Source organism: Arthrobacter sp. NPDC092385, from assembly GCF_044755105.1.
Taxonomy (GTDB): Bacteria; Actinomycetota; Actinomycetes; order Actinomycetales; family Micrococcaceae; genus Arthrobacter_D.
In genome coordinates this window covers 51,227-76,987 of sequence record NZ_JBIVQL010000006.1, presented here as the reverse complement: position 1 = coordinate 76,987, position 25,761 = coordinate 51,227, and the positions used below count along the sequence as shown (strand labels likewise).

Annotated in this window: 25 protein-coding genes; 24 read left to right on the top strand and 1 reads right to left on the bottom strand. The window is 70.5% G+C overall.

Annotated elements, in window-relative coordinates; all coding sequences use genetic code 11:
• Positions 1-176: 176 nt before the first annotated feature.
• From rpsD to nusB, 12 genes are all read left to right on the top strand, one after another.
• A complete protein-coding gene (rpsD, locus tag ACIQCY_RS09400; RefSeq protein ID WP_104181758.1) occupies positions 177-803 on the top strand; it encodes a 30S ribosomal protein S4 in 627 nt (208 codons plus the stop codon).
• Positions 804-961: 158 nt separating this feature from the next.
• Positions 962-1,336, top strand: coding sequence for a DUF948 domain-containing protein (locus tag ACIQCY_RS09395; RefSeq protein WP_400483636.1), 375 nt, complete (start codon positions 962-964; stop codon positions 1,334-1,336).
• Between the two features lie 23 nt (positions 1,337-1,359).
• The gene (locus tag ACIQCY_RS09390; protein WP_400483635.1) at positions 1,360-1,623 is read left to right on the top strand and encodes a DUF6167 family protein; all 264 of its coding nucleotides are present in this window, start codon (positions 1,360-1,362) and stop codon (positions 1,621-1,623) included.
• A gap of 183 nt (positions 1,624-1,806) precedes the next feature.
• A complete protein-coding gene (alaS, locus tag ACIQCY_RS09385; RefSeq protein WP_400483634.1) occupies positions 1,807-4,485 on the top strand; it encodes an alanine--tRNA ligase in 2,679 nt (892 codons plus the stop codon).
• 8 nt (positions 4,486-4,493) lie between these two features.
• On the top strand, positions 4,494-5,030 hold the full coding sequence (gene ruvX / locus ACIQCY_RS09380; RefSeq protein WP_400483633.1) for a Holliday junction resolvase RuvX: 537 nt from the start codon (positions 4,494-4,496) through the stop codon (positions 5,028-5,030).
• A 71-nt stretch (positions 5,031-5,101) separates the two neighbouring features.
• The gene (mltG, locus tag ACIQCY_RS09375; protein WP_400483632.1) at positions 5,102-6,322 is read left to right on the top strand and encodes an endolytic transglycosylase MltG; all 1,221 of its coding nucleotides are present in this window, start codon (positions 5,102-5,104) and stop codon (positions 6,320-6,322) included.
• Complete coding sequence (locus ACIQCY_RS09370) at positions 6,323-7,207, top strand: shikimate dehydrogenase (protein WP_400483631.1); 885 nt, start codon at positions 6,323-6,325, stop codon at positions 7,205-7,207. It begins immediately after the preceding gene.
• Positions 7,208-7,239: 32 nt separating this feature from the next.
• Positions 7,240-8,448: a chorismate synthase gene (gene aroC, locus ACIQCY_RS09365; RefSeq protein WP_400483630.1), complete on the top strand. Its 1,209-nt coding sequence runs from the start codon at positions 7,240-7,242 to the stop codon at positions 8,446-8,448.
• Positions 8,448-9,038, top strand: coding sequence for a shikimate kinase (locus tag ACIQCY_RS09360; protein WP_400483629.1), 591 nt, complete (start codon positions 8,448-8,450; stop codon positions 9,036-9,038). The genes aroC and ACIQCY_RS09360 overlap by 1 nt, the downstream gene beginning before the upstream one ends.
• Entirely contained in the window at positions 9,028-10,122 is a 1,095-nt protein-coding gene (gene aroB, locus ACIQCY_RS09355; protein WP_400483628.1) for a 3-dehydroquinate synthase, read from the top strand. Before ACIQCY_RS09360 ends, aroB begins: the two co-directional genes overlap by 11 nt.
• 181 nt (positions 10,123-10,303) lie before the next feature.
• Positions 10,304-10,867 carry an elongation factor P gene (gene efp, locus ACIQCY_RS09350; protein WP_087075808.1) on the top strand — a complete coding sequence of 188 codons (564 nt, stop codon included), beginning with the start codon at positions 10,304-10,306 and terminating at the stop codon, positions 10,865-10,867.
• Positions 10,864-11,274, top strand: coding sequence for a transcription antitermination factor NusB (gene nusB, locus ACIQCY_RS09345; RefSeq protein WP_400483627.1), 411 nt, complete (start codon positions 10,864-10,866; stop codon positions 11,272-11,274). The genes efp and nusB overlap by 4 nt, the downstream gene beginning before the upstream one ends.
• A 111-nt stretch (positions 11,275-11,385) precedes the next feature.
• Here nusB and ACIQCY_RS09340 read toward each other — a convergent pair whose 3' ends face one another.
• Complete coding sequence (locus tag ACIQCY_RS09340) at positions 11,386-12,684, bottom strand: PrsW family intramembrane metalloprotease (RefSeq protein ID WP_400483626.1); 1,299 nt, start codon at positions 12,682-12,684, stop codon at positions 11,386-11,388.
• A 96-nt stretch (positions 12,685-12,780) separates the two neighbouring features.
• Between ACIQCY_RS09340 and pyrR the strand changes: the two genes are divergently transcribed.
• From pyrR to metK, 12 genes are all read left to right on the top strand, one after another.
• A complete protein-coding gene (pyrR, locus tag ACIQCY_RS09335; protein ID WP_400483625.1) occupies positions 12,781-13,368 on the top strand; it encodes a bifunctional pyr operon transcriptional regulator/uracil phosphoribosyltransferase PyrR in 588 nt (195 codons plus the stop codon).
• Positions 13,365-14,393 (top strand): aspartate carbamoyltransferase catalytic subunit, encoded by a 1,029-nt coding sequence (locus ACIQCY_RS09330; RefSeq protein WP_400483624.1) that lies wholly within the window; start codon positions 13,365-13,367, stop codon positions 14,391-14,393. Before pyrR ends, ACIQCY_RS09330 begins: the two co-directional genes overlap by 4 nt.
• The gene (locus tag ACIQCY_RS09325; protein ID WP_400483623.1) at positions 14,390-15,763 is read left to right on the top strand and encodes a dihydroorotase; all 1,374 of its coding nucleotides are present in this window, start codon (positions 14,390-14,392) and stop codon (positions 15,761-15,763) included. Before ACIQCY_RS09330 ends, ACIQCY_RS09325 begins: the two co-directional genes overlap by 4 nt.
• A complete protein-coding gene (locus ACIQCY_RS09320) occupies positions 15,751-16,299 on the top strand; it encodes a hypothetical protein (RefSeq protein WP_400483622.1) in 549 nt (182 codons plus the stop codon). Before ACIQCY_RS09325 ends, ACIQCY_RS09320 begins: the two co-directional genes overlap by 13 nt.
• Positions 16,296-17,645, top strand: a complete 1,350-nt coding sequence (carA, locus tag ACIQCY_RS09315; protein WP_400483621.1) for a glutamine-hydrolyzing carbamoyl-phosphate synthase small subunit — start codon at positions 16,296-16,298, stop codon at positions 17,643-17,645. The genes ACIQCY_RS09320 and carA overlap by 4 nt, the downstream gene beginning before the upstream one ends.
• Entirely contained in the window at positions 17,645-20,953 is a 3,309-nt protein-coding gene (carB, locus tag ACIQCY_RS09310) for a carbamoyl-phosphate synthase large subunit (protein WP_400483620.1), read from the top strand. Before carA ends, carB begins: the two co-directional genes overlap by 1 nt.
• On the top strand, positions 20,943-21,794 hold the full coding sequence (pyrF, locus tag ACIQCY_RS09305) for an orotidine-5'-phosphate decarboxylase (protein WP_400483619.1): 852 nt from the start codon (positions 20,943-20,945) through the stop codon (positions 21,792-21,794). Before carB ends, pyrF begins: the two co-directional genes overlap by 11 nt.
• A 136-nt stretch (positions 21,795-21,930) precedes the next feature.
• Positions 21,931-22,269, top strand: a complete 339-nt coding sequence (mihF, locus tag ACIQCY_RS09300) for an integration host factor, actinobacterial type (protein WP_400483618.1) — start codon at positions 21,931-21,933, stop codon at positions 22,267-22,269.
• Positions 22,270-22,279: 10 nt separating this feature from the next.
• Positions 22,280-22,849 (top strand): guanylate kinase, encoded by a 570-nt coding sequence (gene gmk, locus ACIQCY_RS09295; protein WP_400483617.1) that lies wholly within the window; start codon positions 22,280-22,282, stop codon positions 22,847-22,849.
• Positions 22,850-22,891: 42 nt separating this feature from the next.
• On the top strand, positions 22,892-23,152 hold the full coding sequence (rpoZ, locus tag ACIQCY_RS09290) for a DNA-directed RNA polymerase subunit omega (protein ID WP_055771293.1): 261 nt from the start codon (positions 22,892-22,894) through the stop codon (positions 23,150-23,152).
• A 31-nt stretch (positions 23,153-23,183) separates the two neighbouring features.
• Positions 23,184-24,398 carry a bifunctional phosphopantothenoylcysteine decarboxylase/phosphopantothenate--cysteine ligase CoaBC gene (gene coaBC / locus ACIQCY_RS09285; protein ID WP_400483616.1) on the top strand — a complete coding sequence of 405 codons (1,215 nt, stop codon included), beginning with the start codon at positions 23,184-23,186 and terminating at the stop codon, positions 24,396-24,398.
• 106 nt (positions 24,399-24,504) lie between these two features.
• Complete coding sequence (metK, locus tag ACIQCY_RS09280) at positions 24,505-25,716, top strand: methionine adenosyltransferase (protein ID WP_400483615.1); 1,212 nt, start codon at positions 24,505-24,507, stop codon at positions 25,714-25,716.
• Positions 25,717-25,761 lie beyond the last annotated feature (45 nt).

Genomic DNA, 25,761 nt, shown 5'->3' with positions numbered 1-25,761 from the left:
CGTGTCGCAGCAGGTTCCTGCTGCCTCCGCGGGGTGGCGGCCAGGGTCGCAGCGCACTGTAGTACCGGGAAGCGGCCAATCCCGGCTCTCCGCAAGTGGAGGCCAGCGACACCAGGAAGTGCGGACGCCCTGACGGCGTGAGTCCGTTTCTTCGCCGCAAAAATCGAAAGGTAGACGTGGCTAACAACACACGTGCCCGCCGGAAGGTGCGCATCTCGCGTGCCCTCGGCATCGCCCTGACCCCCAAGGCAGAGAAGTACCTCGAGCGCCGGCCGTACGCGCCGGGCCAGCACGGCCGTGCGCGCCGTAAGCAGGACAGCGACTACGCCGTGCGCCTGCGCGAAAAGCAGCGCCTGCGCGCCCAGTACAACATCCGCGAGGCACAGATGGCCCGTGTCTTCGAGGAAGCCCGCCGCACCGCAGGCCTGACCGGTGAGAACCTGATCGAGCTGCTCGAGATGCGCCTCGACGCCCTCGTGCTCCGTGCCGGGTTCGCCCGCACCAGCGCCCAGGCCCGCCAGCTCATCGTGCACCGCCACATCATGGTCGACGGCGCCCGCGTGGACCGCCCGTCGTTCCGCGTGGCCGAAGGCCAGCTCATCCACGTCCACAGCCGCAGCGAGACCATGGTCCCGCTGCAGGTTGCCGCCGCTGGTGCGCACCGCGACGTCCTCCCCGCCGTCCCCGGCTACCTGGACGTCCAGCTCGACAAGCTCCAGGCACGCCTCGTGCGTCGCCCGAAGCGCTCCGAGGTCCCCGTGACCTGCGAAGAGCAGCTCGTCGTCGAGTACTACGCACGCTAGTCGCCCCTGGCCGACGCGACCCGTCGGCGACGAGCGAGACGTGCAGACCGAAGAGCCCGCGGCACCCGCCGCGGGCTCTTCGTTCTGTAAGGTACTAAGAGCAAGAATTCCCACGCCCGCCCCGGAGGCGGTGCCCCCTGCGTAGAAGGAGACCGCCCATGTCAGGTGGAGATATTGCGGGCCTGATAGCTGCTGGCGTGTTCGCCGTCCTGGTGCTGCTGCTGGCCGTGCCGATCTGGAAGCTCGGGCGGGTGTTCGACGAACTGCGCAGGGCCATCCGCACCGTCACCGAGGAGACGACGCCGCTGATCGAGGAGGTCACGAGCACCGTGAGCACCACGCACCAGCAGCTGAAGACCGTGGACGGCATCACCTCGAACGTCTCGGACGCATCGGCCAACATCTCTGCACTGTCGTCGCTGGTCGCCGCCACCATCGGTTCTCCACTCATCAAGGTGTCAGCGTTCTCCTACGGCGTCCGCTCGGCCCTCGCCGGCCGGAAGACCCCGGCGCGCCGTCGCCGCAGCCGCTAGCCCCCAACGAACCGGAGAGAACGATGATCAGAAGAGCCTTCTGGCTGGCAGCCGGCATCACGATCGGCGTCGTGGCCGTGCGCAAGGTGTCCCAGGCCAGGTCCGCCCTCGGCCCGGAGGGCCTCAACCGTGCGGTCGGGCAGGTCAGTGACAGCATCGCCGATTTCGCCGATGCCCTGCGTTCGGCCATGAGCGAGCGCGAGAACGACCTGCGGGCCGCCCTGGGCGTCCAGGCGCCCGCTGCGGCCGAGGACGAGGGCTCCGCGCCCCGCCGGGCACTGCGCTAGTCCTCGGCGCCGCCGCCCGGCGGACCGCCGGATCCGCGGCGCACGGCAGTGCCGTCGTCCGGTCCGGCGGGCCGTGCCAGGTCCTCACCGGACGGCACCGGCTCCCTCCCGGGCCCCCTGCCCCCCGTCCGACGCCGTGCCCCGTTCCGCCGCGTCCCGACCACCCATTTGAAGGATCCCCCCATGAAGTCCCACGAGATCGCCACCCGCTGGCTCAGCTACTTCGAGAAGAACGGGCACACGGTCGTGCCCTCGGCGTCGCTGATTTCCTCCGACCCGTCGCTCCTGTTCACCGTCGCCGGGATGGTCCCCTTCATCCCCTACCTGACGGCCCGGGAGGTGGCTCCGTACAGCCGGGCCACCAGCGTCCAGAAGTGCATCCGCACCGGTGACATCGAGGAGGTCGGCAAGACCGCCCGCCACGGCACGTTCTTCCAGATGTGCGGCAATTTCTCGTTCGGCGACTACTTCAAGGCAGACGCCATCCGTCTCGCCTGGCAGCTGCTGACCAGCGACGTGGCGGACGGCGGCTTCGGCCTGCCCGCCGAGAAGCTGTGGATCACGGTCTACCACGAGGACGAGGAAGCGCTGGGGATCTGGCGCGACAGCATCGGCGTGCCCGCCGACCGGATCCAGAAGATGGGCAAGAAGGACAACTACTGGTCCACCGGCCAGCCCGGCCCCGCGGGTCCCTGCTCCGAGATCTTCTACGACCGCGGACCCGAGTACGGGCTCGACGGCGGCCCGGAGGCGGACGACGCCCGGTACGTGGAGATCTGGAACCTCGTCTTCATGCAGTACCAGCGCGGAGAGGGCACCGGGAAGGACGACTTCGAGATCCTCGGTGAACTCCCGAAGAAGAACATCGACACGGGCCTCGGCCTCGAGCGCCTCGCGATGATCCTGCAGGGCGTCGAGAACATGTACGAGACGGACCAGGTGCGTCCCGTGCTCGACCGCGCCGCGGCGCTCAGCGGGAAGACCTACACGAGTGCGGAGTCACCCGCCGACCCGCACCACACGGACGACGTCCGCATGCGCGTGGTCGCCGACCACATCCGTTCCTCGCTCATGCTCATCGCCGACGGCGTGACCCCCTCCAACGAGGGCCGCGGCTACGTGCTGCGCCGCCTGATCCGACGGGCGATCCGCGCCATGCGGCTCCTCGGCGTCGAGAAGGCATGCCTCCCCGAGCTGCTGCCCGCATCCCGGGATGCGATGAAGGGCGTGTACCCGGAGGTCGAGAAGGACTTCGAGCGCATCAGCCGCATCGCCTACGCGGAGGAGAAGGCGTTCCTGCGCACCATCGCCTCGGGGACGGCCCGGCTCGAGGAAGCGGTCCGTGAGTCCCTGGCGGAGGAGCGCCCGCTCTCCGGGCAGGACGCCTTCACGCTGCACGACACGTACGGCTTCCCCATCGACCTGACGCTCGAGATGGCGGAGGAGGCCGGCCTGGCCGTCGACGCTGACGGCTTCCGCTCGCTCATGCTCGAGCAGCGCCGGCGCGCCCAGGCGGACGCCCGCGGCAAGAAGGCAGGCCATGCGGACCTCTCGGTCTTCAACGAGCTGCTCGGACGCGGCCAGACGGTCTTCACGGGCTATGACGAGCTCACCTCCGAAGCGACGATCGTCGGCCTGCTCGACAAGGGCCAGTCGATCACCAGTGCCCTGCAGGGCGAGGAGATCGAACTCGTCCTGGACCAGACTCCGTTCTACGCCGAGGCGGGCGGCCAGGCCGCCGACGTCGGACTCATCACGGGGAACGGGTTCGTCGTCGAGGTCCTCGACGTCCAGCGGCCCCTCAAGGGGCTCAGCGTCCACCGGGCCATCGTGCGCGAGGGCGAGGTGGCGCAGGGGGCCACGGTCACTGCGGCCGTCGACCGCCAGCGCAGGCACGCGGGGGAGCAGGCCCACTCGGGCACGCACATCATCCACGCCGCCCTGCACGAGATCCTCGGCCCCGAGGCACTGCAGCGCGGCTCCTTCAACAAGGCCGGGTACCTGCGCTTCGACTTCTCCTGGGGCGAGGGCATCAGTCCTGCGGCCCGGTCGGAGATCGAGGAGGTCTCGAACATCGCGATCCGCAACAACTACGAGGTCGAGACGAAGATCATGTCCCTCGCGGACGCCAAGGCGCTCGGCGCCACGGCCCTCTTCGGTGAGGCGTACGGCGACACCGTCCGCGTGGTCGAGATGAACGCGGACTTCTCCCGCGAGCTGTGCGGAGGCACGCACGTCGCGTCGACGTCGCTCATCGGCAGCCTGACGCTGCTCGGCGAGCAGTCGGTCGGATCCGGCAACCGGCGCGTGGAGGCACTCGTCGGCCTCGATGCCTTCCGCCACCTCGCGGCGGAGCGCGCCCTTGTCTCCGAGCTCTCCGACATGCTGAAGGTGCCCTCGGCGCAGCTGCCGGAACGGCTCTCGGTGACGCTCAACAAGCTCAAGGCCGCCGAGAAGGAGCTCGATCGGCTCCGGAAGGAGCAGCTCGCCGCCGCCGCCGGTTCCCTCGTGGACACCGCCGTGGACGTCGACGGCGTGCGGCTCATCGCGCACGACGCCGGGCAGATCGGCGGGGCCGACGAACTGCGTACGCTCGTCCTGGACCTGCGCGGCCGCCTCGGCTCCGACGCCGCCGTCGTCGCGGCGACCGGCGTCGCCCATGACCGCCCGCTCGTGCTCGTCGCGACGAACGAGGCCGCCCGGAGTGCCGGGATCAAGGCCGGTGCGCTCGTGCGGACCGCGGCCAAGATCCTCGGCGGCGGAGGCGGCGGCAAGGACGACGTCGCCCAGGGCGGCGGCTCGGATGCCTCGCGCATCCCGGACGCGCTGTCCGCCATCCGCACCGCGGTCGCGGAACGCTGACGCCCGGGATGGCTGGGGAGGGTCTGGGAACCGCCGGCGGGAGTGCCGGCGCCTACCCCCACGGACCGAAGCTCGGCGTCGACGTCGGGCAGGTCCGGGTGGGCCTGGCCGGGTGCGACCGCGACGGCCTGCTCGCCACACCGATCCGGACGCTCAAGCGGGATCCCCGCAGGAACAGCGACGTGCGGATCCTCGTCCGGGAGGCGATGGAGCGCGGCGCGGTGCAGATCGTGGTCGGGCTGCCCCGAAACCTCAGCGGGCGGGAGGGGGCGTCCGCGGAGATGGCACGGGACTACGCGGCGCTGATCGTCGAGGAGCTCCTGCGCCAGTCGCAGCAGGTGCCGGTACGCCTGGTCGATGAACGCCTGAGCACCGTCTCGGCGCACCGTTCGCTGCATGCGGCTGGTCTCAGCAGCCGTGAGCATCGTAAGGTAGTGGATCAGGTGGCTGCCGTCGAAATACTCCAGCATGCCATCGATATGCAACGTTCACGTGGACGGGACGTGGGGGATCCGGTTCCTGTGCGTGAGGCAGAGGGCGCTTAGGGCCCGCTGCTCACCCCTACAGAGGAGCCAGTTATCAAGGACAGTTCGCCCAGCAGGAGGAATTCGGAGTCGTGAACAATCGCACCCGCCCTTTCCCCGCCTCCCACGAGTCCGACGGCGCGCACGTCGAGGACGACGGCTACGCGCACCCCGAGCCGGTCGAGGAGTTCTTCGCGGCTCAGGAGCGGGCCCCGCGCCGCAAGCAGTCCCGCCGCCCGTCGAAGGCCAGGCAGCGCAGGCGCCTGCGGCGCACCGTCGTCATGCTCGTCGTCCTCATGCTGTTCGCCGGGACCGTCTACGGCGTCGCGCTCATGCTGCGCGACCTGCTGGGACTGAACGACGTCACCGACTACGCGGGCCCGGGCGGGGACGAGACCATTTTCACCGTGCCCGAGGGGGCCGGTGCCCTGGCCATCGGCAACGGCCTCGAGGCCGCCGACATCGTGGCGGACTCTGCAACCTTCGTCTCGGCCCTCGCCGCCATCTCCGAAGGACGCGAGGTCCAGCCCGGAGAGTACGAGATGCGCCTCCAGATGCCCTCCGCGGACGCCGCGGAGGCCCTCCTCGGCGAGGACCCCTCGATCGTCTCCTACGCAGCCGTGGCCCGCGACCTCCGCCAGGGCGAGGTCTTCGACATCCTCAGCACCTCCACCGGCATCCCGCGCGCCGAATTCGACGCCCTGGCCGCCGCACCCACGCAGTTCGGCCTCCCGCCGCAGGCGCTGTCGCTCGAAGGCTACCTGCACCCCGGGGAGTACCGCTTCGACGTCGAGGCCACCGCCACGGACATCATCACGGAGATGGTCAAGGCCACCACGGACCGCCTCGCGGAGGACGGCGTGACCGACCCCGCCGAGCAGTACAGGATCCTGACGATCGCGAGCATCGTGCAGGCCGAGGCCCAGCAGGGGGACTACGCGACCGTGGCCGGCGCCATCAACAACAGGCTCGCACCCGGCAACACCGAGACCGGCGGGTTCATCCAGTCCGATGCCTCCGTCACCTACGGGCTGGGCAAGCGCAGCTACCAGCTCACCGACGAGGAGAAGCAGGACACCTCCAACCCGTACAACACCTACGCGAACCCCGGACTGCCGAAGGGCCCCATCGGTTCTCCCGGCGACGATGCGATCGACGCGACGGTCAACGCGGCGGACGTGCCCTTCTACTTCTGGGTGACGGTGGATCTCGACACCGGCGAGACCAAGTTCTCCGAGACCTACGCGGAGCACCTGCGCTACGTCGCCGAGTACGACGCCTGGTGCGCGGGCAACCCCGGACGGTGCGAGTAGGTGGTCCCTGCCGGACCCACGGCGGCACCGCCACTGCGTGCCGCCGTGGTCGGTTCGCCGATCGGACACTCGAAGTCGCCGCTGCTGCACGCCGCCGCCTACCGACTGCTCGGCGTCCACTGCGCCTACACGGCGATCGACGTGGACGAGGAGTCGCTGGGCGCCTTCGTCCAGGAGGTGCGTACCGCCCCGGGATGGCGCGGACTGTCCGTGACCATGCCCCTGAAGGCCGCCATGGCCCTCCTCGTGGACCGCATCACGGAGCCTGCCTCGGTCCTCGGGGTCGTGAACACCGTCGTCGTCGGCGGTGAGGGAGCGGGCCGGGTGCTCACGGGACACAACACGGACGTCGTCGGGGTAGCCCGGGCACTCGCCTCCGCAGGGGTCGGCCATCCCGAACGCGCGGTCATCCTCGGCGGCGGCGGCACGGCCGCCGCCGCCGTGGCCGGGCTCGCCCTCCTCGGAGCGCAGGCGGTGCAGGTGGCCGTCCGACGGCCCGAAGCCGCCGCCGACCTGCAGAGGATCGGGGCCGCCGTCGGGGTCGACGTCGCGCTCACGCCCTGGGCGGACGCCGCCGCAGCGGTCCAGGCGGCCGACGTCGTCCTCTCCACCCTCCCTCCCCGCGCGGCGGATCCGCTGGCGGCGGAGCTCTCCTCGCGCGCCGGCTTCCGCACGGACGGAACACTGCTCGATGTGGCGTACGACCCATGGCCCAGCGCCCTCGCCGCGGCCTGGCACCGGGGCGGCGGGACGATCGTGCCCGGACTCGACATGCTGCTGCACCAGGCCGTGGAGCAGGTGCGCCTGTTCTTCCCGGACGCCGGCCAGGATCCGGCCGCCGTCTTAAACGTGATGTGTGACGCAGTGGGCGCCCCCCGGCGCTGAAGCCTGCGGTGCTGCATGGCAGTATGGAAACCATGTTGCGTTGGTTGACGGCAGGAGAATCGCACGGCCCCGCCGTGGTCGGGATCATCGAGGGGATGCCTGCGGGAGTCGGCATCACCAGTACCGATATCCAGGAAGCGCTGGCCCGCCGTCGGCTCGGCTACGGACGCGGTGCCCGCATGAAGTTCGAACAGGACCAGGTCCGCATCATCGGCGGCGTCCGCCACGGCCTGACGCAGGGCGGGCCCGTGGCCATCGAGGTGGCGAACACCGAGTGGCCGAAGTGGGAGAAGATCATGTCCGCCGATCCGCTGGGCGCGGACGACGCCGCGGAACTCGCGGCATCGGCGCGCAACGCCCCGCTGACCCGGCCGCGTCCCGGCCATGCGGACTTCACCGGCATGCAGAAGTACGGCTTCGGCGAGGCGCGCCCCGTCCTGGAACGGGCGAGCGCCCGCGAGACCGCCACCCGCGTGGCCCTCGGCACCGTCGCCGCCCGGTTCCTCGAAGGCCTCGGCATCCGGCTCGTCAGCCACACGGTGTCCATCGCCTCCGTCTCCGTCCCGGAGGACGCGCCCCTGCCGACCCCGAGCGACGTCATCGCCCTCGACACCGACCCGCTGCGCTGCTTCCACCGGGACACGTCCGACGCCATGGTCGCCGAGGTCGACGCCGCCCACAAGGAGGGCGAGACGCTCGGCGGCGTCGTCGAGGTGGTCGCCTACGGGCTCCCGCCCGGACTGGGCAGCTACGTCCACTGGGACCGGCGCCTCGATTCCCGCCTCGCGGCGGCCCTCATGGGCATCCAGGCCATCAAGGGCGTCGAGGTGGGCGACGGCTTCGAGACGGCGGCCCGCCGCGGCACCGCAGCCCATGACGAGATCATCCGCAACGACGACGGCAAGATCGTCCGCGCCAGCAACCGTGCCGGCGGCATCGAGGGCGGCATGAGCATCGGTGACACCCTCCGCGTCCGGGCGGCGATGAAGCCCATCGCCACGGTGCCGCGCGCGCTGCGCACCGTGGACGTCAGCACGGGGGCCGCGGCCCGGGCCCACCACCAGCGGTCGGACGTCTGCGCCGTCCCGGCGGCCGGAGTGGTGGCCGAGGCGATGACCGCCCTGGTACTCGCCGAGGCGGTCACCGAGAAGTTCGGCGGCGACTCCCTCGCGGAGACCGCGCGCAACCTGCGCACCTACCTCGAGAGCATCCCGGAGTTCCTGGACTCCGCCGGAGCCTGATGGGACGGAACCGCCCCGTGGTGCTCGTCGGCCCCATGGCCGTCGGGAAGTCGGCCGTGGGGCGGTCGCTCGCCCAGCGGACGGGCGCGCGCTTCGTGGACTCCGACCGCGTGGTCGCCGAGCGCCACGGCAGCATCCCGGCCATCTTCGCGCAGCAGGGCGAGCCGGCCTTCCGTATCCTCGAGGCGGAGGTCGTGCGCGAGGCCCTTGCCCTGGACGACGTCGTCGTCTCGCTCGGCGGGGGAGCCGTGCTGCACCCCGGCACACAGGGCCTGCTGGGCGGCGCCACCGTCATCTTCCTCGACACCGACGTCGAGACCATCCTTCCGCGCATCAGGGGGGATTCCGGGCGACCGCTGCTGGCCGAACGCCCTGCCGAGCGGTGGCAGGAGCTGTACGACGAACGGCGCCCGCTCTATGCCCGGCTCGCCTCGGTCATCGTGGACACGCGCGGGCTGACCGTTCGCGAAGCCACCGATGCCGTGCTGCGTGCCCTGCCGGAACGGGACCACGCCCCCGGTACGGCTTCCGGACCGGTACCTGATCAAGAACCTCCACGACGAAAGCGGTACGAATCCCATGGCGACTGACGAAGCGACGATCATCCCGGTGACCGGGAGCGCCTCCGAGAACAGCTACGATGTCGTCGTGGGGCGGGGTCTGCTCGGCAGGCTCCCGGAGATCCTCGGCGAGCGGGTACGCCGCGTCCTGGTGATCCACCCGCGCGCGCTCCGGGCCACCGGGGACACCGTGCGCGACGAGCTGGCCGACGCCGGTTTCACCGCCGTCACGGCGGAGATCCCCGACGCCGAGGAGGGCAAGCACATCCAGGTCGCAGCCTTCTGCTGGCAGGTGCTCGGCCAGAACGACTTCACGCGCTCCGACGCGGTCGTCACCGTGGGCGGAGGGGCCGTGACCGACCTCGGCGGTTTCGTCGCCGCGACCTGGCTGCGGGGCGTGCGCGTGGTGCATCTCCCCACGAGCCTGCTCGGCATGGTGGACGCGGCCGTGGGCGGCAAGACGGGCATCAACACGGCGGAGGGCAAGAACCTCGTCGGGGCCTTCCATCCGCCTGCCGCCGTGCTGGCCGACCTCGACGCGCTGGCAACGCTCCCCAGGAACGAGCTCGTGACGGGGCTGGCGGAAGTGGTCAAGTGCGGTTTCATCGCCGACCCGGCCATCCTGGACCTGATCGAGCAGGACACGGCGGCCGCGTCGGATGCGACCTCGCCCGTCCTGCGGGACCTGGTGGAGCGCGCGATCCGCGTGAAGGCGGACATCGTGTCCGAGGACCTGCGTGAATCCGGCCGCCGCGAATACCTCAACTACGGCCACACGCTGGCGCACGCCATCGAGCTCGCCGAACGGTACTCGTGGCGGCACGGAGCGGCCGTCTCGGTGGGCCTGGTGTTCGCCGCGGAGCTCTCCCGCATGGTGGGGCGCCTCAGCGACGCGGATGCCGACCGCCACAAGGGCATCCTCGAATCGCTCGGGCTGCCCGTCACCTACCGGCGCGACCGGTGGGCCTCGCTCCTCGACGGGATGCGCCGCGACAAGAAGTCGAGGGGGGACCTGCTCCGGTTCGTCGTGCTCGACGGCGTCGGGCGCCCCGGCATGCTCGAGGTCCCGGACACCTCCCTCCTGTTCGCCGCCTACCAGGAGATCGCCTCCTGACCGGTCCTTCGCAGCTGTGCGCCTCGGACCGACGTCCGGGCCGGACGGGTCGGGGCGCGGTCCGGCAGATCGGCCTCCGCGCCGCGCAGGGTAGACTGGTCTCTGGACTTTTGGCGTGCTGCGGCGCGCCCGCTGTGCCTCGGCCGGCCCATCCATCCGCGAAACCGACGAAAGTGAATCTGTGGCGACCACGAACGACATCAAGAACGGCACTGTGCTGAAGCTCGAAGGCAACCTCTGGAACGTCCTCGAATTCCAGCACGTCAAGCCTGGCAAGGGTGGAGCCTTCGTCCGCACCAAGCTTCGCAACATCCTCTCCGGCAAGGTGGTCGACAAGACCTTCAACGCGGGACTGAAGATCGAGACGGCCACCGTGGACCGTCGCGACTACCAGTACCTGTACAAGGACGGCGAGGACTTCGTCTTCATGGACACCTCGGACTACGACCAGATCACGGTGCCGGGCAAGACGGTCGGCAACGCCGCGAACTTCATGCTCGAGAGCCAGATGGCGACGATCGCCCTGCACGAGGGCTCCCCGCTCTACGTGGAACTCCCCGCATCCGTGACGCTCGAGATCACCTACACCGAGCCGGGCCTGCAGGGCGACCGCTCCACGGGTGGCACGAAGCCCGCGACGGTCGAGACCGGCCACGAGATCCAGGTCCCGCTGTTCCTGGGCACCGGCACCAAGGTCAAGGTCGACACCCGGACGGGCGAGTACCTGGGACGCGTCAACGAGTGAGCGCACGCAGTAAGGCCCGCCGCCGGGCCCTGGACATCCTGTTCGAGTCGACCCAGCGCGAGATGCCGGCGCTCGAGGTCATCCGTGCCCGCCGTGAGAAGACGGACATGGTCATCGCCGACTACACGGTGGACATCGTGGAGGGCGTGCTGGAACGGCAGGAGCAGATCGACGAGTTCCTGAGCACCTACTCGCAGGGGTGGACGCTCGACCGCATGCCCGTCGTGGATTTGATGATCCTGCGGATCGGCAGCTGGGAGCTGCTGTACAACGACGACGTCCCTGACGGGGTCGCGGTCAGCGAAGCCGTCGAGCTCGCCAAGATCCTCTCCACCGACGAGTCGCCGAAGTTCGTCAACGGACTCCTCGGCAGGCTGCAGCAGCTCAAGCCCACGCTGCTCGCGTAGAAGCACACCCCGGAAGCTCCCGTAGGCCGCCACAGGCGGTCCTCGGGAGCTTCTGCGTCGGCCGGCCGGGGCGCGGCGCAGTCGTGGACCGGAGGCGGTCCCGCGCGCTGCTCAGCGCGTGGCCGATGCCACCTGGAAGATCCGTGCACGGCGCTGCGTCGCTTCCGCCAGGAGTGCGCGCTCCTGGGTGGCGTAATCGGCGTCGCGCCGTCCGCCCAGCATGCGCTGGCGAGTGTAGGCGATGCGGGACCCGGTACGGATGAACTCCCGCATGTCCTGCTGCGCGCCGACGGACTGCGCCCACGCCAGCGCCTGGGACCGGCCCGGCCGCGTGGCGAGCATCCGCACCTCCTCCTGGGTGAACCATCCCGCCCGGGCGTAGTCGCCGAGCCGCGCCTCGGTCAGGCGCCGCTCGGAGCGGCGGAGCAGGACGACGGCGATCACCGCTGCGATGAACAGGGGGACCTGGACCACGAGGTAGAAGAGGACGAAGTCGTGGAACAGCACGAGGGTGCCGCCGTTCCACAGCATGTGGCCCGCCATGGCCGGGACGAGGCCGAGCACGAAGGCACCGAGGATGCGCCCGTTGCCGCCGCCGCGGCTCAGTGCGAGGCCGAGGACGAAGCCGAGCATCGACGTGAACATGACGTGCGCGAAGGGGGAGAACAGTCCTCGCAGGATGAAGACGCTGACCAGCGAGCCCGCGCTGCCCGACTCCGCGACGGCCGAACCGAAGTACAGGATGTTCTCGGTGAAGGCGAAGCCTGCCGCGACCGTTCCGGCATACACGATGCCGTCCACGGGGCCGTCGAAATGGCTCCGGCGCGTGTAGACGAGGATCAGCACGCCGAGGCCCTTGGCGAACTCCTCGACGAGCGGTGCCTGCAGCACCGGCCCGATCACCTCGGGTGAGGTGGTGCTGAACGCGCTGCCCAGCAGTTCCACCACGTAGGTCCCGAGCAGCAGGGTCACGGCGACGGACGCGCCCGCACCCCAGAGGAACGCGAAGAGGAGGGCACCCCGGGGCTCGGGGTCCCACCGGTCGATCCAGCGCAGCCCGAGCAGGCAGATGCCCAGCGGCACGAGGGCGAGGACCCCGCAGAGGAGGAAGGCGGACGGCCCCAGGGACAGCGAGAGCAGGAGCAGGACACCGGCGACGACGAGGGCCGCGACGATCACGAGGAGGACGTTGAGCACGCCGTGACGTCGCGGGGGAGGCTGGTTCCAGACCGGCTGGAAGGGGTGTCCGGCGGTGCGGGCGGGCGCCGGACGGTGCTGCCGCACCGTGGTCTCGCCCCACCAGCCCTGGTGCTGCTGCGGCTGGTGGTGGCCGTCGGGGTGGCGGCCGGTACCCCCGGTGTCGTGCCGCTGCGGGCCGCCCGCGCCTGAACCCTGGTTGTTGATCGCCATGCTGCAACCCTAGGGGCAAGCGGCGCTGTGATAGTTTTGACCGAGCAACCAGCCTTTAAATTCCGTCCAGTGAGGCGGGGAAGGAGGAAGCGTGTTATGACCGTGCCTGCCCCGAAATCCGGCATCCACAAGCGCGTCGTTCTCGCAGAAGCAGACATAGACCGCGCCCTCACGCGCATCGCCCATGAGATCCTCGAGGCGAACAAGGGCTCCCGCGATCTCGTGCTCCTCGGCATCCCGCGCAGGGGCTTTCCCCTGGCGCAGCGGCTCGCCCAGAAGATCGCGGCCGTGGACCCGTCCGTCGACGCGGACCTCATCACCGGACAGCTCGACGTCACGATGTACCGTGACGACCTCCAGCGCAATCCCACCCGCTCGCCGCTCGCCACGCAGCTGCCGCCGTCCGGCATCGACGACAAGATCGTGGTGCTCGTCGACGACGTCCTGTACTCGGGACGTACCATCCGTGCGGCCCTCGACGCCCTCGCGGACCTCGGACGTCCGCGCACCGTGCGCCTTGCGGTCCTCGTGGACCGCGGGCACCGTGAGCTGCCCATCCGCGCCGACCACGTCGGCAAGAACCTGCCGACGTCGTCCCGCGAACGCGTCCGGGTCCACCTCGCGGAGATCGACCTGATCGGCGGTTCTGCGGTGAACGAGGTCGTCATCGAGGACCGCCCGTGAAGCACCTGCTCAGCACCCAGGACCTCTCCGCGAGGAACGCCCTTCGCCTGCTGGATGTCGCCGAGGAGATGGCGGCCGTGGGGGAGCGGGAGATCAAGAAGCTGCCCGCCCTGCGCGGACGCACCGTTGTCAACCTCTTCTTCGAGGACTCCACGCGCACGCGCATCTCCTTCGAGGCAGCGGCGAAGCGCCTCTCGGCCGATGTCATCAACTTCGCGGCCAAGGGATCCTCCGTGTCCAAGGGGGAGTCGCTGAAGGACACCGCGCAGACCCTTGAGGCCATGAGCGCGGACGCCGTCGTGATCCGCCACCCCGCCTCCGGCGCACCGGCGCGGCTCGCGGCGTCCGGCTGGATCGATGCCGCCGTGGTCAACGCCGGTGACGGCACGCACGAACACCCCACTCAGGCGCTGCTCGACGCCTTCACGCTCCGCCGGCACTGGGCGCGGCTCGGCGGCAACGCCTCGGCGGGCACCACGCTCGCCGGCATGAAGGTCCTGATCGTCGGCGACGTCCTCCACTCGAGGGTGGCCCGCTCCAACGTCTGGCTCCTGACGACGCTCGGCGCGGAGGTCCTGCTCGCGGGCCCGCCCACGCTGCTGCCGGTCGGCATCGCGTCCTGGCCCTGCACGGTGTACTACAACCTCGATGACGCCCTGGCCCAGCGGCCGGACGCCGTGATGATGCTCCGCCTGCAGGCCGAACGCATGAATGCGGCGTTCTTCCCCTCGACGCGGGAGTACTCGCGGCGCTGGGGTTTCGACGACGGACGCCTGGCGCTGCTCGACACGATGGGCCTCGACGACACGGTGATCATGCACCCCGGACCCATGAACCGCGGGCTCGAGATCTCCTCCGCCGCGGCGGACTCGCCCCGCTCCACGGTCCTCGCCCAGGTACGCAACGGGGTCTCGGTGCGCATGGCCGCGCTCTACCTGCTGCTCTCGGGGGACCACCACGACGAGCACGACGGCGACCAGGACGACGAACTGCCAGCCACGACGCCGGAAGGCCGCATCCAGTGACCGAGAACACCAGCACCACCCCCGAGTACCTCATCCGGGGTGCTTCCCTCCTGGGGGGCGCCGCCCAGGACCTCCTCGTCCGCGGAGGCGTGATCACCGCCGTGGGCGGGACCGCGGCGGGCGACGCCTCGGCGGGCGCCGTTCCGATCGACGCCGAAGGCCTCCTCGCGCTGCCCGGCATGGTCGACCTCCACACGCACCTCCGCGAACCGGGCCGCGAGGACGCCGAGACGGTCGAGACCGGCTCGCGCGCCGCGGCGCTGGGCGGCTTCACCGCCGTGCACGCCATGGCGAACAGTTCGCCCGTGGCCGACACCGCGGGCGTCGTCGAGCAGGTGTACCGCCTCGGCCTCGCCTCCGGCTGGGTCGAGGTCCGGCCGGTCGGCGCCGTCACCGTGGGCCTGGGCGGCGAACGCCTCGCCGAACTCGGTGCGATGGCGGAGTCCCGCGCGTCCGTCCGGGTCTTCTCGGACGACGGCATCTGCGTCTCCGACCCCGTCCTGATGCGCCGCGCCCTGGAGTACGTGAAGGCGTTCGACGGCGTCATCGCCCAGCACGCCCAGGAACCCCGCCTCACGGAGGGCGCCCAGATGAACGAGGGCGCGGTGTCGGCCGTGCTCGGGCTCACCGGCTGGCCGGCCGTCGCCGAGGAGAGCATCATCGCCCGCGACGTCCTCCTGGCCCAGCACGTCGGGTCGCGGCTGCACGTCTGCCACGTCTCCACCGCCGGGTCGGTCGAGATCATCCGCTGGGCCAAGGCCCGCGGCATCGACGTCACGGCCGAGGTCACGCCGCACCACCTCCTCCTGACCGACGAGCTGGTCCGCAGCTACGACCCCGTGTACAAGGTCAACCCGCCGCTGCGCACGTCCGAGGACGTCCACGCCCTCCGCGCGGCCCTCGCCGACGGCACGATCGACGTCGTCGGGACGGACCACGCCCCGCACCCGAGCGAGCACAAGGAGTGCGAGTGGGCGCAGGCGGCGATGGGCATGACCGGTCTCGAGACCGCCCTGTCCGTGGTGCAGCACACCATGGTGGAGACGGGCCTGCTCGACTGGGAGGGCTTCGCCCGCGTCACCTCCGTGACGCCCGCGCGCATCGGCCGGCTCGGGCACCAGGGCCGTCCCCTGGCCGTCGGCGAACCGGCGAACCTGATCCTCGTCGATCCGGCCGCGCGCTGGACGGTCGATCCCTCGAGGATGGCGACGAAGGGCCGCAACAGCCCCTTCCGCGGGCTCGAGCTTCCCGGCAGCGTGCGCGCGACCTTCTACGCGGGCCACCCCACGGTGCTCGACGGGCGCCTGGCCACGCCCCGCCCGTCCGCAGGAGTGGCGGCCCCGGAGGAGGCACCGGCATGGAGTATCTAGGTGCCGTGGCCGTGACGCTCGCCATCATCGTCGTCATCGTCGCGCTGATGGCGCTCGGCTGGCGCAACCGCCTGCGACGCCAGGCCGACGTCCCCGCACCGCCGGACGAGCCGGCCGGGCTCGGACCGGTCCTCTACGAGGCCGAGGGCCAGTACGTGGCGACGACGACGGCGGGCGACTGGCTCGATCGCATCGCCGTGCACGGCCTCGGCCTGCGCGGCAACGCCGTCGTTTCCGTCCACGCTTCCGGCGTCCTGATCACGCGCACCGGCGCGCGCACCGTGTTCATCCCGCGCGCGGACCTCACCTCGGTCCAGCTCGCCGGTGGCATGGCGGGCAAGTTCGTCGAGAAGGAGGGCCTCGTGGTGATCACGTGGCTCCTCGGCTCCGAGCGTGTCGACACCGGCTTCCGGACACGCCATGCCGCACACAAGGCCCAGCTCGTTGCCGCCGTCGCGGCGCTCGTGCCGGCCGACCCCCCAGCTACGACACACCACCGAACTCCACCGACCCCCGAAGGCAGGGAACAGCCGTGAGCCACGTCCAGACACACGCACCGGTCCATCGACAGGCACCCGCGGTGCTCGTCCTCGAGGACGGACGCACCTTCCGCGGCCGCGCCTACGGTGCCGAGGGCACCGCGCTCGGCGAAGCGGTCTTCGCCACCGGCATGACCGGCTACCAGGAGACCATCACCGATCCGTCCTACGCGCGCCAGCTCGTCGTCCAGACGGCGCCCCACATCGGCAACACCGGGGTCAACGCGGACGACGCCGAGTCCCGGCGGATCTGGGTGGCGGGCTACATCATCCGCGACGCCGCCCGCCGGCCGTCGAACTGGCGGTCCGAGCAGAGCCTGGACGACCAGCTCCGCGAGCAGGGCGTCGTCGGGATCGAGGGCGTCGACACGCGCGCCATCACCCGGCACCTCCGTGAACGCGGCGCCATGCGCGCGGGGATCTTCTCCGGCGCGGACGCCTCGCTGCCCGAGGACCGCCTCGTCGCGAAGGTGACCGCCCAGCCGTCCATGGCGGGCGCGCGCCTCGCGGAGGAGGTCAGCATCGACGAGGCGTACGTCGTCGAGCCTGCCGACCACGGCTGGACCGGGGAGACCGTCGCCACCATCGCGGCCCTCGATCTCGGCATCAAGGCCATGACGCCCAAGCACTTCGCACAGCGCGGCGTGCGCACCGTCGTCCTGCCGGCCGCCGCCACGTTCGAGGACGTCGTCGCGGCGCGCCCGGACGGCGTCTTCATGTCGAACGGACCCGGCGACCCCGCCACCGCCGACGCCCAGGTTGAGCTCCTCCGCCGCGTGCTCGACGCCCGCATGCCGTTCTTCGGCATCTGCTTCGGCAACCAGATCCTCGGGCGCGCGCTCGGCTTCGGCACGTACAAGCTCCGCTACGGCCACCGCGGCATCAACCAGCCGGTCCTCGACCGCCGCACCGGCAAGGTCGAGATCACCTCGCAGAACCACGGGTTCGCCGTCGATGCCCCGCTCGACGGCCCGGTCGAGGCGCCCGCGGGAACCTACGGCCGCGTCGAGGTGAGCCACGTCAGCCTGAACGACGACGTCGTCGAGGGCCTCGCGTGCCTCGACCTGCCGGCGTTCTCGGTCCAGTACCACCCCGAGGCCGCCGCCGGTCCGCACGATTCCGCGTACCTCTTCGATCGGTTCATCGACCTCATGCAGGCGGAGAAGGCGAGCCCGGGTTCCGGGAACGCGGTACGGGCCTCGGCGCTCGATGCCCCCTCCGAGTCGGAAGCGCTCGCCAGTGCGGCCGCGGCCGAACTGGGGACGCACGGATCCAAGGTGACGGGCACGCAGCCCCGGCACAGCCCCACTGACCCGAACAGCACAACGCAGGAAGAGAACTGATGCCCCGCAGAACCGACCTCAAGAGCGTCCTGGTCATCGGCTCCGGGCCGATCGTCATCGGGCAGGCCGCCGAATTCGACTACTCGGGCACGCAGGCGCTGCGCGTCCTGCGCGAGGAGGGCCTGCGGGTCATCCTCGTGAACTCGAACCCCGCCACGATCATGACCGACCCCGAGTTCGCCGACGCGACCTACGTGGAGCCGATCACTCCCGAGGTCGTCGCGAAGATCATCGAGAAGGAGCGCCCGGACGCGCTGTTGCCGACCCTCGGCGGCCAGACGGCGCTGAACACGGCGATCGCCCTGGACAAGAACGGCGTGCTGGAGAAGTTCGGCGTCGAACTCATCGGCGCGAACATCGCCGCGATCGAACTCGGCGAGGATCGCGAGAAGTTCAAGGGCGTCGTCGAGCGCTGCGGTGCCGAATCCGCGCGGTCCGCGATCATCCACTCCATCGACGAGGCCCTCGTGGCCGCGGACGATCTCGGGTACCCCATGGTGGTGCGGCCGTCCTTCACGATGGGCGGCCTCGGCTCCGGCCTCGCCTACACCGAGCAGGACCTGCGCCGGATCGTCGGCCAGGGCCTGCAGTACAGCCCCACGAGCGAGGTCCTCCTCGAGGAGAGCATCCTCGGGTGGAAGGAGTACGAGCTCGAGATGATGCGCGACAAGAACGACAACGTCGTGGTCGTCTGCTCGATCGAGAACTTCGACCCCGTGGGCGTGCACACGGGCGACTCCATCACGGTGGCGCCGGCCCTGACGCTCACCGACCGCGAGTACCAGCGACTGCGCGACATCTCCATCGCCGTCATCCGCGAGGTCGGCGTCGATACCGGCGGCTGCAACATCCAGTTCGCCGTCGAGCCCGACACTGGCCGCGTGGTGGTCATCGAGATGAACCCGCGCGTCTCGCGGTCCTCGGCCCTCGCCTCGAAGGCCACCGGCTTCGCCATCGCGAAGATCGCGACGAAGCTCTCCCTCGGGTACACGCTCGACGAGATCCCGAACGACATCACGCTGAAGACCCCGGCGTCCTTCGAGCCCACGCTGGACTACGTGGTGGTCAAGGTCCCGCGGTTCGCGTTCGAGAAGTTCCCCGCCGCGGACCCCACGCTCACCACCACCATGAAGTCGGTCGGCGAGGCCATGGCGATGGGCCGCAACTTCAGCGAGGCACTGCAGAAGGCGCTCCGCTCGCTCGAGCAGAAGGGCTCCCAGCTCTCCTACGCGCCGGTCCCCGCAGAGGAGGTCGACGCCCTCGTGGAGGCGGCCAGGCGCCCCACCACCGAACGACTCTCGCAGGTGCAGCGTGCCCTGCTCGGCGGCGCGAGCGTCGAGCGGCTCTACGAGGCCACGGGCATCGACCCCTGGTTCCTCGACCAGCTCGTGCTGCTCAACGAGGTGGCCGAGGAGGTGCGCTCGGCGCCGAACCTGACGGAGGAGGTGCTGCGGCACGCCAAGCGCCACGGCTTCTCCGACGAGCAGATCGGGTTGCTGACCTCCACCCCCGAGGCCGTCGTGCGCGGTGTCCGGCACGCCCTCGGCATCCGCCCGGTCTTCAAGACCGTGGACACGTGTGCCGCGGAGTTCGAGGCCTACACGCCCTACCACTACTCGTCCTACGACGAGGAGGACGAGGTGGCGCAGCACGAGAAGCCGTCGGTCATCATCCTCGGGTCCGGTCCCAACAGGATCGGGCAGGGCATCGAGTTCGACTACTCGTGCGTCCACGCCACGATGGCGCTGCGCGAGGCGGGCTACGAGACCGTCATGGTCAATTGCAACCCCGAGACAGTGTCCACCGACTACGACATCTCGACGCGCCTCTACTTTGAGCCGCTGACCCTCGAGGACGTCCTGGAGGTCATCGCGGCCGAGGAGCGCACCGGCGGCGTGCTCGGGGTGTTCGTGCAGCTCGGCGGCCAGACGCCGCTGAAGCTCGCGCAGGAACTGGCCGACGCCGGCATCCCCATCCTCGGCACCTCACCCGAGGCGATCGACCTCGCCGAGCACCGCGGTGCCTTCAGCCGCGTGCTCGACGCCGGCGGACTCATCGCCCCCAAGAACGGCACCGCGGTGTCCTTCGAGGACGCCAAGAAGATCGCCGACGAGATCGGGTACCCCGTCCTCGTCCGGCCGTCCTACGTTCTCGGCGGCCGTGGCATGGAGATCGTCTACGACGAGGCCAACCTCTCGCGCTACATCACGAACGCCACGGAGATCACCGAGGCCCACCCCGTGCTGATCGACCGCTTCCTCGAAGACGCCATCGAGATCGACGTCGACGCCCTGTACGACGGCACGGAGATGTACCTCGGCGGCATCATGGAGCACATCGAGGAGGCCGGCATCCACTCGGGAGACTCCGCGTGCGTCCTGCCGCCCATCACGCTGGGCGCCGACGTCCTGCAGCGCGTCCGCGAGGCGACCCTCGCCATCGCGGAGGGCGTGGGCGTCCGCGGGCTGATCAACATCCAGTTCGCCCTCGCCTCGGACGTGCTCTACGTCCTCGAAGCCAACCCGCGGGCCTCCCGCACCGTGCCCTTCGTCTCGAAGGCCACGGGCGTGCAGCTCGCGAAGGGTGCGGCGCTCATCGGCACCGGCGTCACGGTCGCGGAACTGCGCACACGGGGACTCCTCCCCGCCCGGGGCGACGGCGGGTCGCTGCCGCTGGACGCGCCTGTCTCCGTGAAGGAGGCCGTCCTGCCGTTCAGCCGCTTCCGGACCCCGGAGGGGACGGTCGTCGACTCGCTGCTGGGCCCCGAGATGCGGTCCACAGGCGAGGTCATGGGCATCGACAAGTACTTCGACACCGCCTTCGCCAAGAGCCAGGCAGCAGCGAACGCTGCCCTGCCGATCGAGGGCAAGGTCTTCGTGTCCGTCGCGAACCGGGACAAGCGCGCCATCATCATGCCGGTCAAACGGCTGGTGGACCTCGGCTTCGAGATCGTCTCCACCGGGGGCACGGCGGACGTGCTGCGGCGCAACGGCATCCAGGCGACGACGGTCCGCAAGGTCGCCGAGGGTACCGGCGCCCACGGTGAGGGAACCGTCGTCGACCTCATCACCGAGGGCGGGATCGACATGATCATCAACACGCCGTCCGGCGGGCAGGCACGCGGCGACGGCTACGAGATCCGCGCCGCCGCCACGTCCTACGGACTGCCGGTCATCACCACCATCCCCGAGGTGGGGGCGGCCGTGCAGGCCATCGAGGCCATGCGCTCCTACGAGTGGTCGGTGACGAGCCTCCAGGAGCACGCAGCCAACCTGCGCGCCTCGACCGCAGCCCGCGATGCCTCCTGAGGCAGGCGCCGCCGCGCCCCGCGTCCCCTTCGGGGAACGGCTCGCGGCGGCCCGCGCGGAGAAGGGCAGCCTGTGCGTGGGCATCGATCCGCATCCGGCGCTGCTGGCCGCCTGGGGGCTGGAGGACTCTCCCGCGGGCGTCGAGCGGTTCTCGCTCGCGGTGCTCGACGCCGTCGGGCCGGTTGCCGCTGCACTCAAGCCGCAGGTCGCGCTCTACGAGCGCCACGGCGCACGGGGCCTGCTGGCCCTCGAGGCCCTCCTCGCCCGGGCGGCCGACGCCGGCGTCCTGACGATCGCGGATGCCAAGCGCGGTGACATCGGGTCGACGATGCAGGCGTACGCCGATGCCTGGCTGGGGGAGGGACGGCCGCTCGCCGCGGACGCCGTCACGCTCAACCCCTACCTCGGGTTCGAGTCCCTCCGGCCCGCCCTGGACCTCGCTGCGGCGACGGGGCGGGGCGTCTTCGTCCTCGCGCTGACGTCGAATCCGGAGGGCCGCTCGGTCCAGCATGTCGGGGGGCACGAATCGGTGGCGCGATCGATCGCGCACGCTGCCGCTGCCGAGAATGCCGGCCCTGGGCCCGGTCACGTAGGCCTCGTGGTCGGTGCGACCGTCGGCGACGCCCCGCAGCGGCTGGGCCTCGACCTGCCCTCCCTCAACGGTCCCATCCTCGCCCCGGGGGTGGGCGCCCAGGGCGCCGGGACCGCTGAGCTGCGTGCCGCTTTCGGCGCGGCGATGCCGTTCGTGCTCCCGACGTCGAGCCGCGCCATCCTGGCCGCCGGACCCGGTGCCGCCGGGCTCCGGGCGGCGGCGGAGCGCACGCGTGACGAGCTCGCCTGACGCCGGGCGCGCATTGATTTCAGGGGCGCGGTGCCGGTAGGTTCGGTTCAAGCCCGACCCTTGACCAACGACCCGACCCATCCATACGACGAGTGGTCGCCGCCATCCGTGGTGCCGTCCAGCGCAGGGAGCACCCGTGAGCCTGAAGCCATTGACGGACGTCGAACGAACGCAGGCGCGCGAGAAGGCGACGGCGGCCCGGGTGGTCCGGGCGGACATCAAGTCGCGGCTCAAGACCGGTAGGCTTTCGGTGGCGGACGTGATCGAGAACCCGGACGGTGACGACGCCGTGGGCCGCCTCAAGGTCCTGGACCTCCTCAAGGCACTGCCCGGCGTCGGAGACGTCAGGGCGGCCGCCATCATGGCGGAGGTCCGCATCGCCGCGACGCGTCGCGTGCGGGGCCTCGGGATCCACCAGCGCAAGGCCCTCGTGCAGTACCTCGAACAACACCACTCTGGCCCGGCCAGTAAGTAAGGAATCCTTCGTGTCACAGCCCCGGCTGACAGTCCTCGCCGGCCCGACGGCCGTCGGCAAGGGAACCGTCTCGACCTACATCCGGGACAACTACCCCGAGGTGTGGCTCTCCGTCTCGGCGACCACGCGCCCGCCGCGGCCCGGCGAGGTGGACGGAGTGCACTACTTCTTCGTCTCCGCGGACGAGTTCGACCAGCTCATCGCGGACGGGCAGTTGCTGGAGTGGGCCGTGGTCCATGGGCGCAACAGGTACGGGACCCTCCGGCGCACCGTCCAGGCCGCGATGGACGAGGGCCGCACGGTACTCCTCGAGATCGACCTGCAGGGCGCGCGGCAGGTCAAGGAGTCCATGCCGGAGGCCAATTTCGTCTTCCTCGCTCCTCCCAGCTGGGAGGAGATGGTGCGCCGCCTCGTCGGGCGCGGCACCGAAACACCGGAGGAACAGCAGCAACGGCTGGAAACCGCTAAACTGGAACTTGCCGCCGAGCCGGAATTCAACCACACCGTCGTCAACGACTCCGTGGAGCATGCGGCAGACGAGCTCGTATCACTGATGGGACTGCGTCCGCTGCAGCGCTGAGAAGCCCCGCATCAGCCGTTCCGCCTAATATTTGGAGAATTTGTGTCAACTCAGCCCGAAGGCATCATCAACCCGCCGATCGACTCTCTGCTGGAGGCCTCGGACTCGAAGTACGCCCTGGTGATCTACGGTGCCAAGCGCGCCCGCCAGATCAACGCGTACTACTCCCAGCTCCACGAAGGCCTGTTCGAGTACGTCGGCCCGCTCGTCGACACCAAGCTGAACGAGAAGCCGCTCTCCATCGCCCTGCGCGAGATCAACGAGGGCATGCTCGTGTCCTCGCCCATGGAGCAGTCCGAATAGTCCCCGCGGTCCAGGAGGCAACGGACAACCGGTGCGCATAGTACTCGGAGTCGGAGGAGGGATCGCGGCCTACAAGGCCGCATCCCTCCTCCGTCTTTTCACGGAGTCGGGGCATGACGTCACGGTCATCCCGACGGACGCGGCGACCCGCTTCGTGGGCACCGCCACCTGGGAGGCGCTCTCGGGCAACCCGGTGAGCAACAGCGTCTGGGACGACGTCGACAAGGTGAACCACGTGCGCCTGGGCCACGAGGCCGACCTGATCGTCGTCGCCCCCGCCACCGCCGACGTCCTGGCCCGTGCCGCCGCCGGCCTCGCCAACGACCTCCTCACCGGCACGCTCCTCATGGCCCACGGGCCGGTCGTCATGGCACCGGCGATGCACACGGAGATGTGGCAGCACGCCGCGACCCGGGCGAACGTCGAGACCCTCCGCGCCCGTGGCGTCACGATCATCGAGCCGGCATCGGGGCGGCTCACGGGTGCGGATTCCGGGCCGGGCCGGCTCCCCGAGCCTGCCGACATCTTCGCCGCGGCCATGGCCGTCGCCACCCGTCCGGTCGCGGGCGGATCGCTGCAGGGCAGGCGCGTCACCATCTCGGCCGGTGGCACCCGTGAGGCCCTCGACCCCGTGCGGTTCCTCGGCAACCGGTCATCGGGCAAGCAGGGCATGGCCCTCGCCGAGGCGGCGCTCGCGCAGGGAGCCCACGTGACCCTCGTCCTCGCCCACGCGGAGGTGCCCCCGCCGCCCGGGTGCGACGTCGTGCGGGTCGAGTCCGCGCTCCAGCTGCGCGACGCCGTCCTCGAGGCGCTCCCCGCCACGGACGTGCTCGTCATGGCTGCGGCCGTGGCGGACTTCCGCCCCGCCGAGGTCGTGGCGACCAAGATCAAGAAGAACGACGACGGGACGGACCCCGTGCTCACCCTCGTGCGGAACCCCGACGTCCTCCGCGAGGCCGTGCTGGCCCGCGAGGGCCGCGAGCCGCGTCCGGTCATCGCCGGATTCGCGGCCGAGACCGGGGACGCGACGGCGGACCCCCTGACGCACGCCCGCGCCAAGCTCGCGCGGAAGGGCTGCGATTTCCTCGTGCTCAACGTCGTGGGCACGGAGCTGGTCTTCGGGGAGGACTCGAACGAGGTTACGATCCTCGATGCGGACGGCGGCGAATCAGCAGCGGTGCGGGGCTCGAAGCGGCTGGTCGCGGACGCCGTGATCGGCCACGCAGCCCGGCTGCTGTCCCGCTGAGCCCTGGTCCGCCCGGCCCGGACGCGCTGTCGGAACACGTCGACGCACGGGGTCGTGCCGCGTAGCACCGAGCCGTACTGTCCCTGCAACCAAGTAGAGTGGGCACGTGAATTCACCCAGTACTGATTCCTCCCTGCGCCTCTTCACATCGGAATCGGTCACCGAGGGCCATCCGGACAAGATCTGCGACCAGATCAGCGATGCCATCCTCGACGGCCTCCTCGAGCAGGACCCGGATTCCCGCGTCGCGGTCGAGACGCTCGTGACCACGGGCCTGGTGCACGTCGCCGGCGAGGTCACCACGGAGGCCTACGTCGAGATCCCCGACATCGTCCGGAAGACCATCCTCGGCATCGGGTACGACTCCTCGGCCAACGGCTTCGACGGCGCCCGCTGCGGCGTCTCCGTCTCCATCGGGCAGCAGAGCGCGGAGATCGCCTCCGGCGTCTTCACCTCGCTCGAGACCCGCGAGGGCACGGGCGTGGACCCGTACGACGCGCAGGGCGCGGGCGACCAGGGCATCATGTTCGGCTACGCGAGCGATGAGACGTCGGTGTTCATGCCCACGCCCATCTGGCTCGCCCACCGCCTGTCGGAGCGCCTCACCTCGGTCCGCAAGGACGGCACCCTGCCGTACCTTCGCCCGGACGGCAAGACCCAGGTCACCATCGGGTACGACGGCGACCGCCCGGTCTCCATCGACTCCGTCGTGATCTCCTCCCAGCACAGCGCCGACGTTCCGCTGGAGGACCTGCGGGCCGACCTCGTGGACCACGTCATCACCCCGGTCCTCGCCGACTCCGAGCTCGACGCGTCGTCGGTCCGCCACATCCTCAACCCGGGCGGCGCCTTCATCATCGGCGGTCCTGTCGGAGACGCCGGCCTGACCGGCCGCAAGATCATCGTGGACACCTACGGCGGCATGGCCCGGCACGGTGGCGGTGCCTTCAGCGGCAAGGATCCCTCGAAGGTGGACCGCTCGGCCGCCTACGCCATGCGGTGGGTCGCGAAGAACGTCGTCGCTGCCGGACTCGCACGCCGCGCCGAGATCCAGATCGCGTACGCCATCGGCATGGCGCAGCCCGTGGGCATCTACGTCGAGACCTTCGGCACCGAGACCGTGGATCCGCGGGCCATCGGTACCGCCATCCGCGAGATCTTCGACCTCCGCCCGCTCGGCATCATCAACGCCCTCGACCTCAAGAAGCCCATCTACCAGCGCACGGCGGCGCACGGCCACTTCGGCCGGGAAGAGGACGGCTTCACCTGGGAGCGCACGGATCGCGTGGACAAGCTCCGGAGCTACTTCAACGCCTGACACGGGAGGGGGAAGCCGCAGGCGCAGGCCGGGCGCTGCAGCATC

Bases quoted from the DNA above. Each gene is read 5' to 3' on its own strand.
- ruvX (WP_400483633.1), top strand. From the start codon at position 4,494: ATGGCTGGGGAGGGTCTGGGAACCGCCGGCGGGAGTGCCGGCGCCTAC.
- aroC (WP_400483630.1), top strand. From the start codon at position 7,240: ATGTTGCGTTGGTTGACGGCAGGAGAATCGCACGGCCCCGCCGTGGTC.
- alaS (WP_400483634.1), top strand. From the start codon at position 1,807: ATGAAGTCCCACGAGATCGCCACCCGCTGGCTCAGCTACTTCGAGAAG.
- pyrR (WP_400483625.1), top strand. From the start codon at position 12,781: ATGACCGTGCCTGCCCCGAAATCCGGCATCCACAAGCGCGTCGTTCTC.
- pyrF (WP_400483619.1), top strand. From the start codon at position 20,943: ATGCCTCCTGAGGCAGGCGCCGCCGCGCCCCGCGTCCCCTTCGGGGAA.
- ACIQCY_RS09395 (WP_400483636.1), top strand. From the start codon at position 962: ATGTCAGGTGGAGATATTGCGGGCCTGATAGCTGCTGGCGTGTTCGCC.
- ACIQCY_RS09340 (WP_400483626.1), bottom strand. From the start codon at position 12,684: ATGGCGATCAACAACCAGGGTTCAGGCGCGGGCGGCCCGCAGCGGCAC.
- ACIQCY_RS09390 (WP_400483635.1), top strand. From the start codon at position 1,360: ATGATCAGAAGAGCCTTCTGGCTGGCAGCCGGCATCACGATCGGCGTC.
- carB (WP_400483620.1), top strand. From the start codon at position 17,645: ATGCCCCGCAGAACCGACCTCAAGAGCGTCCTGGTCATCGGCTCCGGG.
- ACIQCY_RS09320 (WP_400483622.1), top strand. From the start codon at position 15,751: ATGGAGTATCTAGGTGCCGTGGCCGTGACGCTCGCCATCATCGTCGTC.
- aroB (WP_400483628.1), top strand. From the start codon at position 9,028: ATGGCGACTGACGAAGCGACGATCATCCCGGTGACCGGGAGCGCCTCC.
- ACIQCY_RS09360 (WP_400483629.1), top strand. From the start codon at position 8,448: ATGGGACGGAACCGCCCCGTGGTGCTCGTCGGCCCCATGGCCGTCGGG.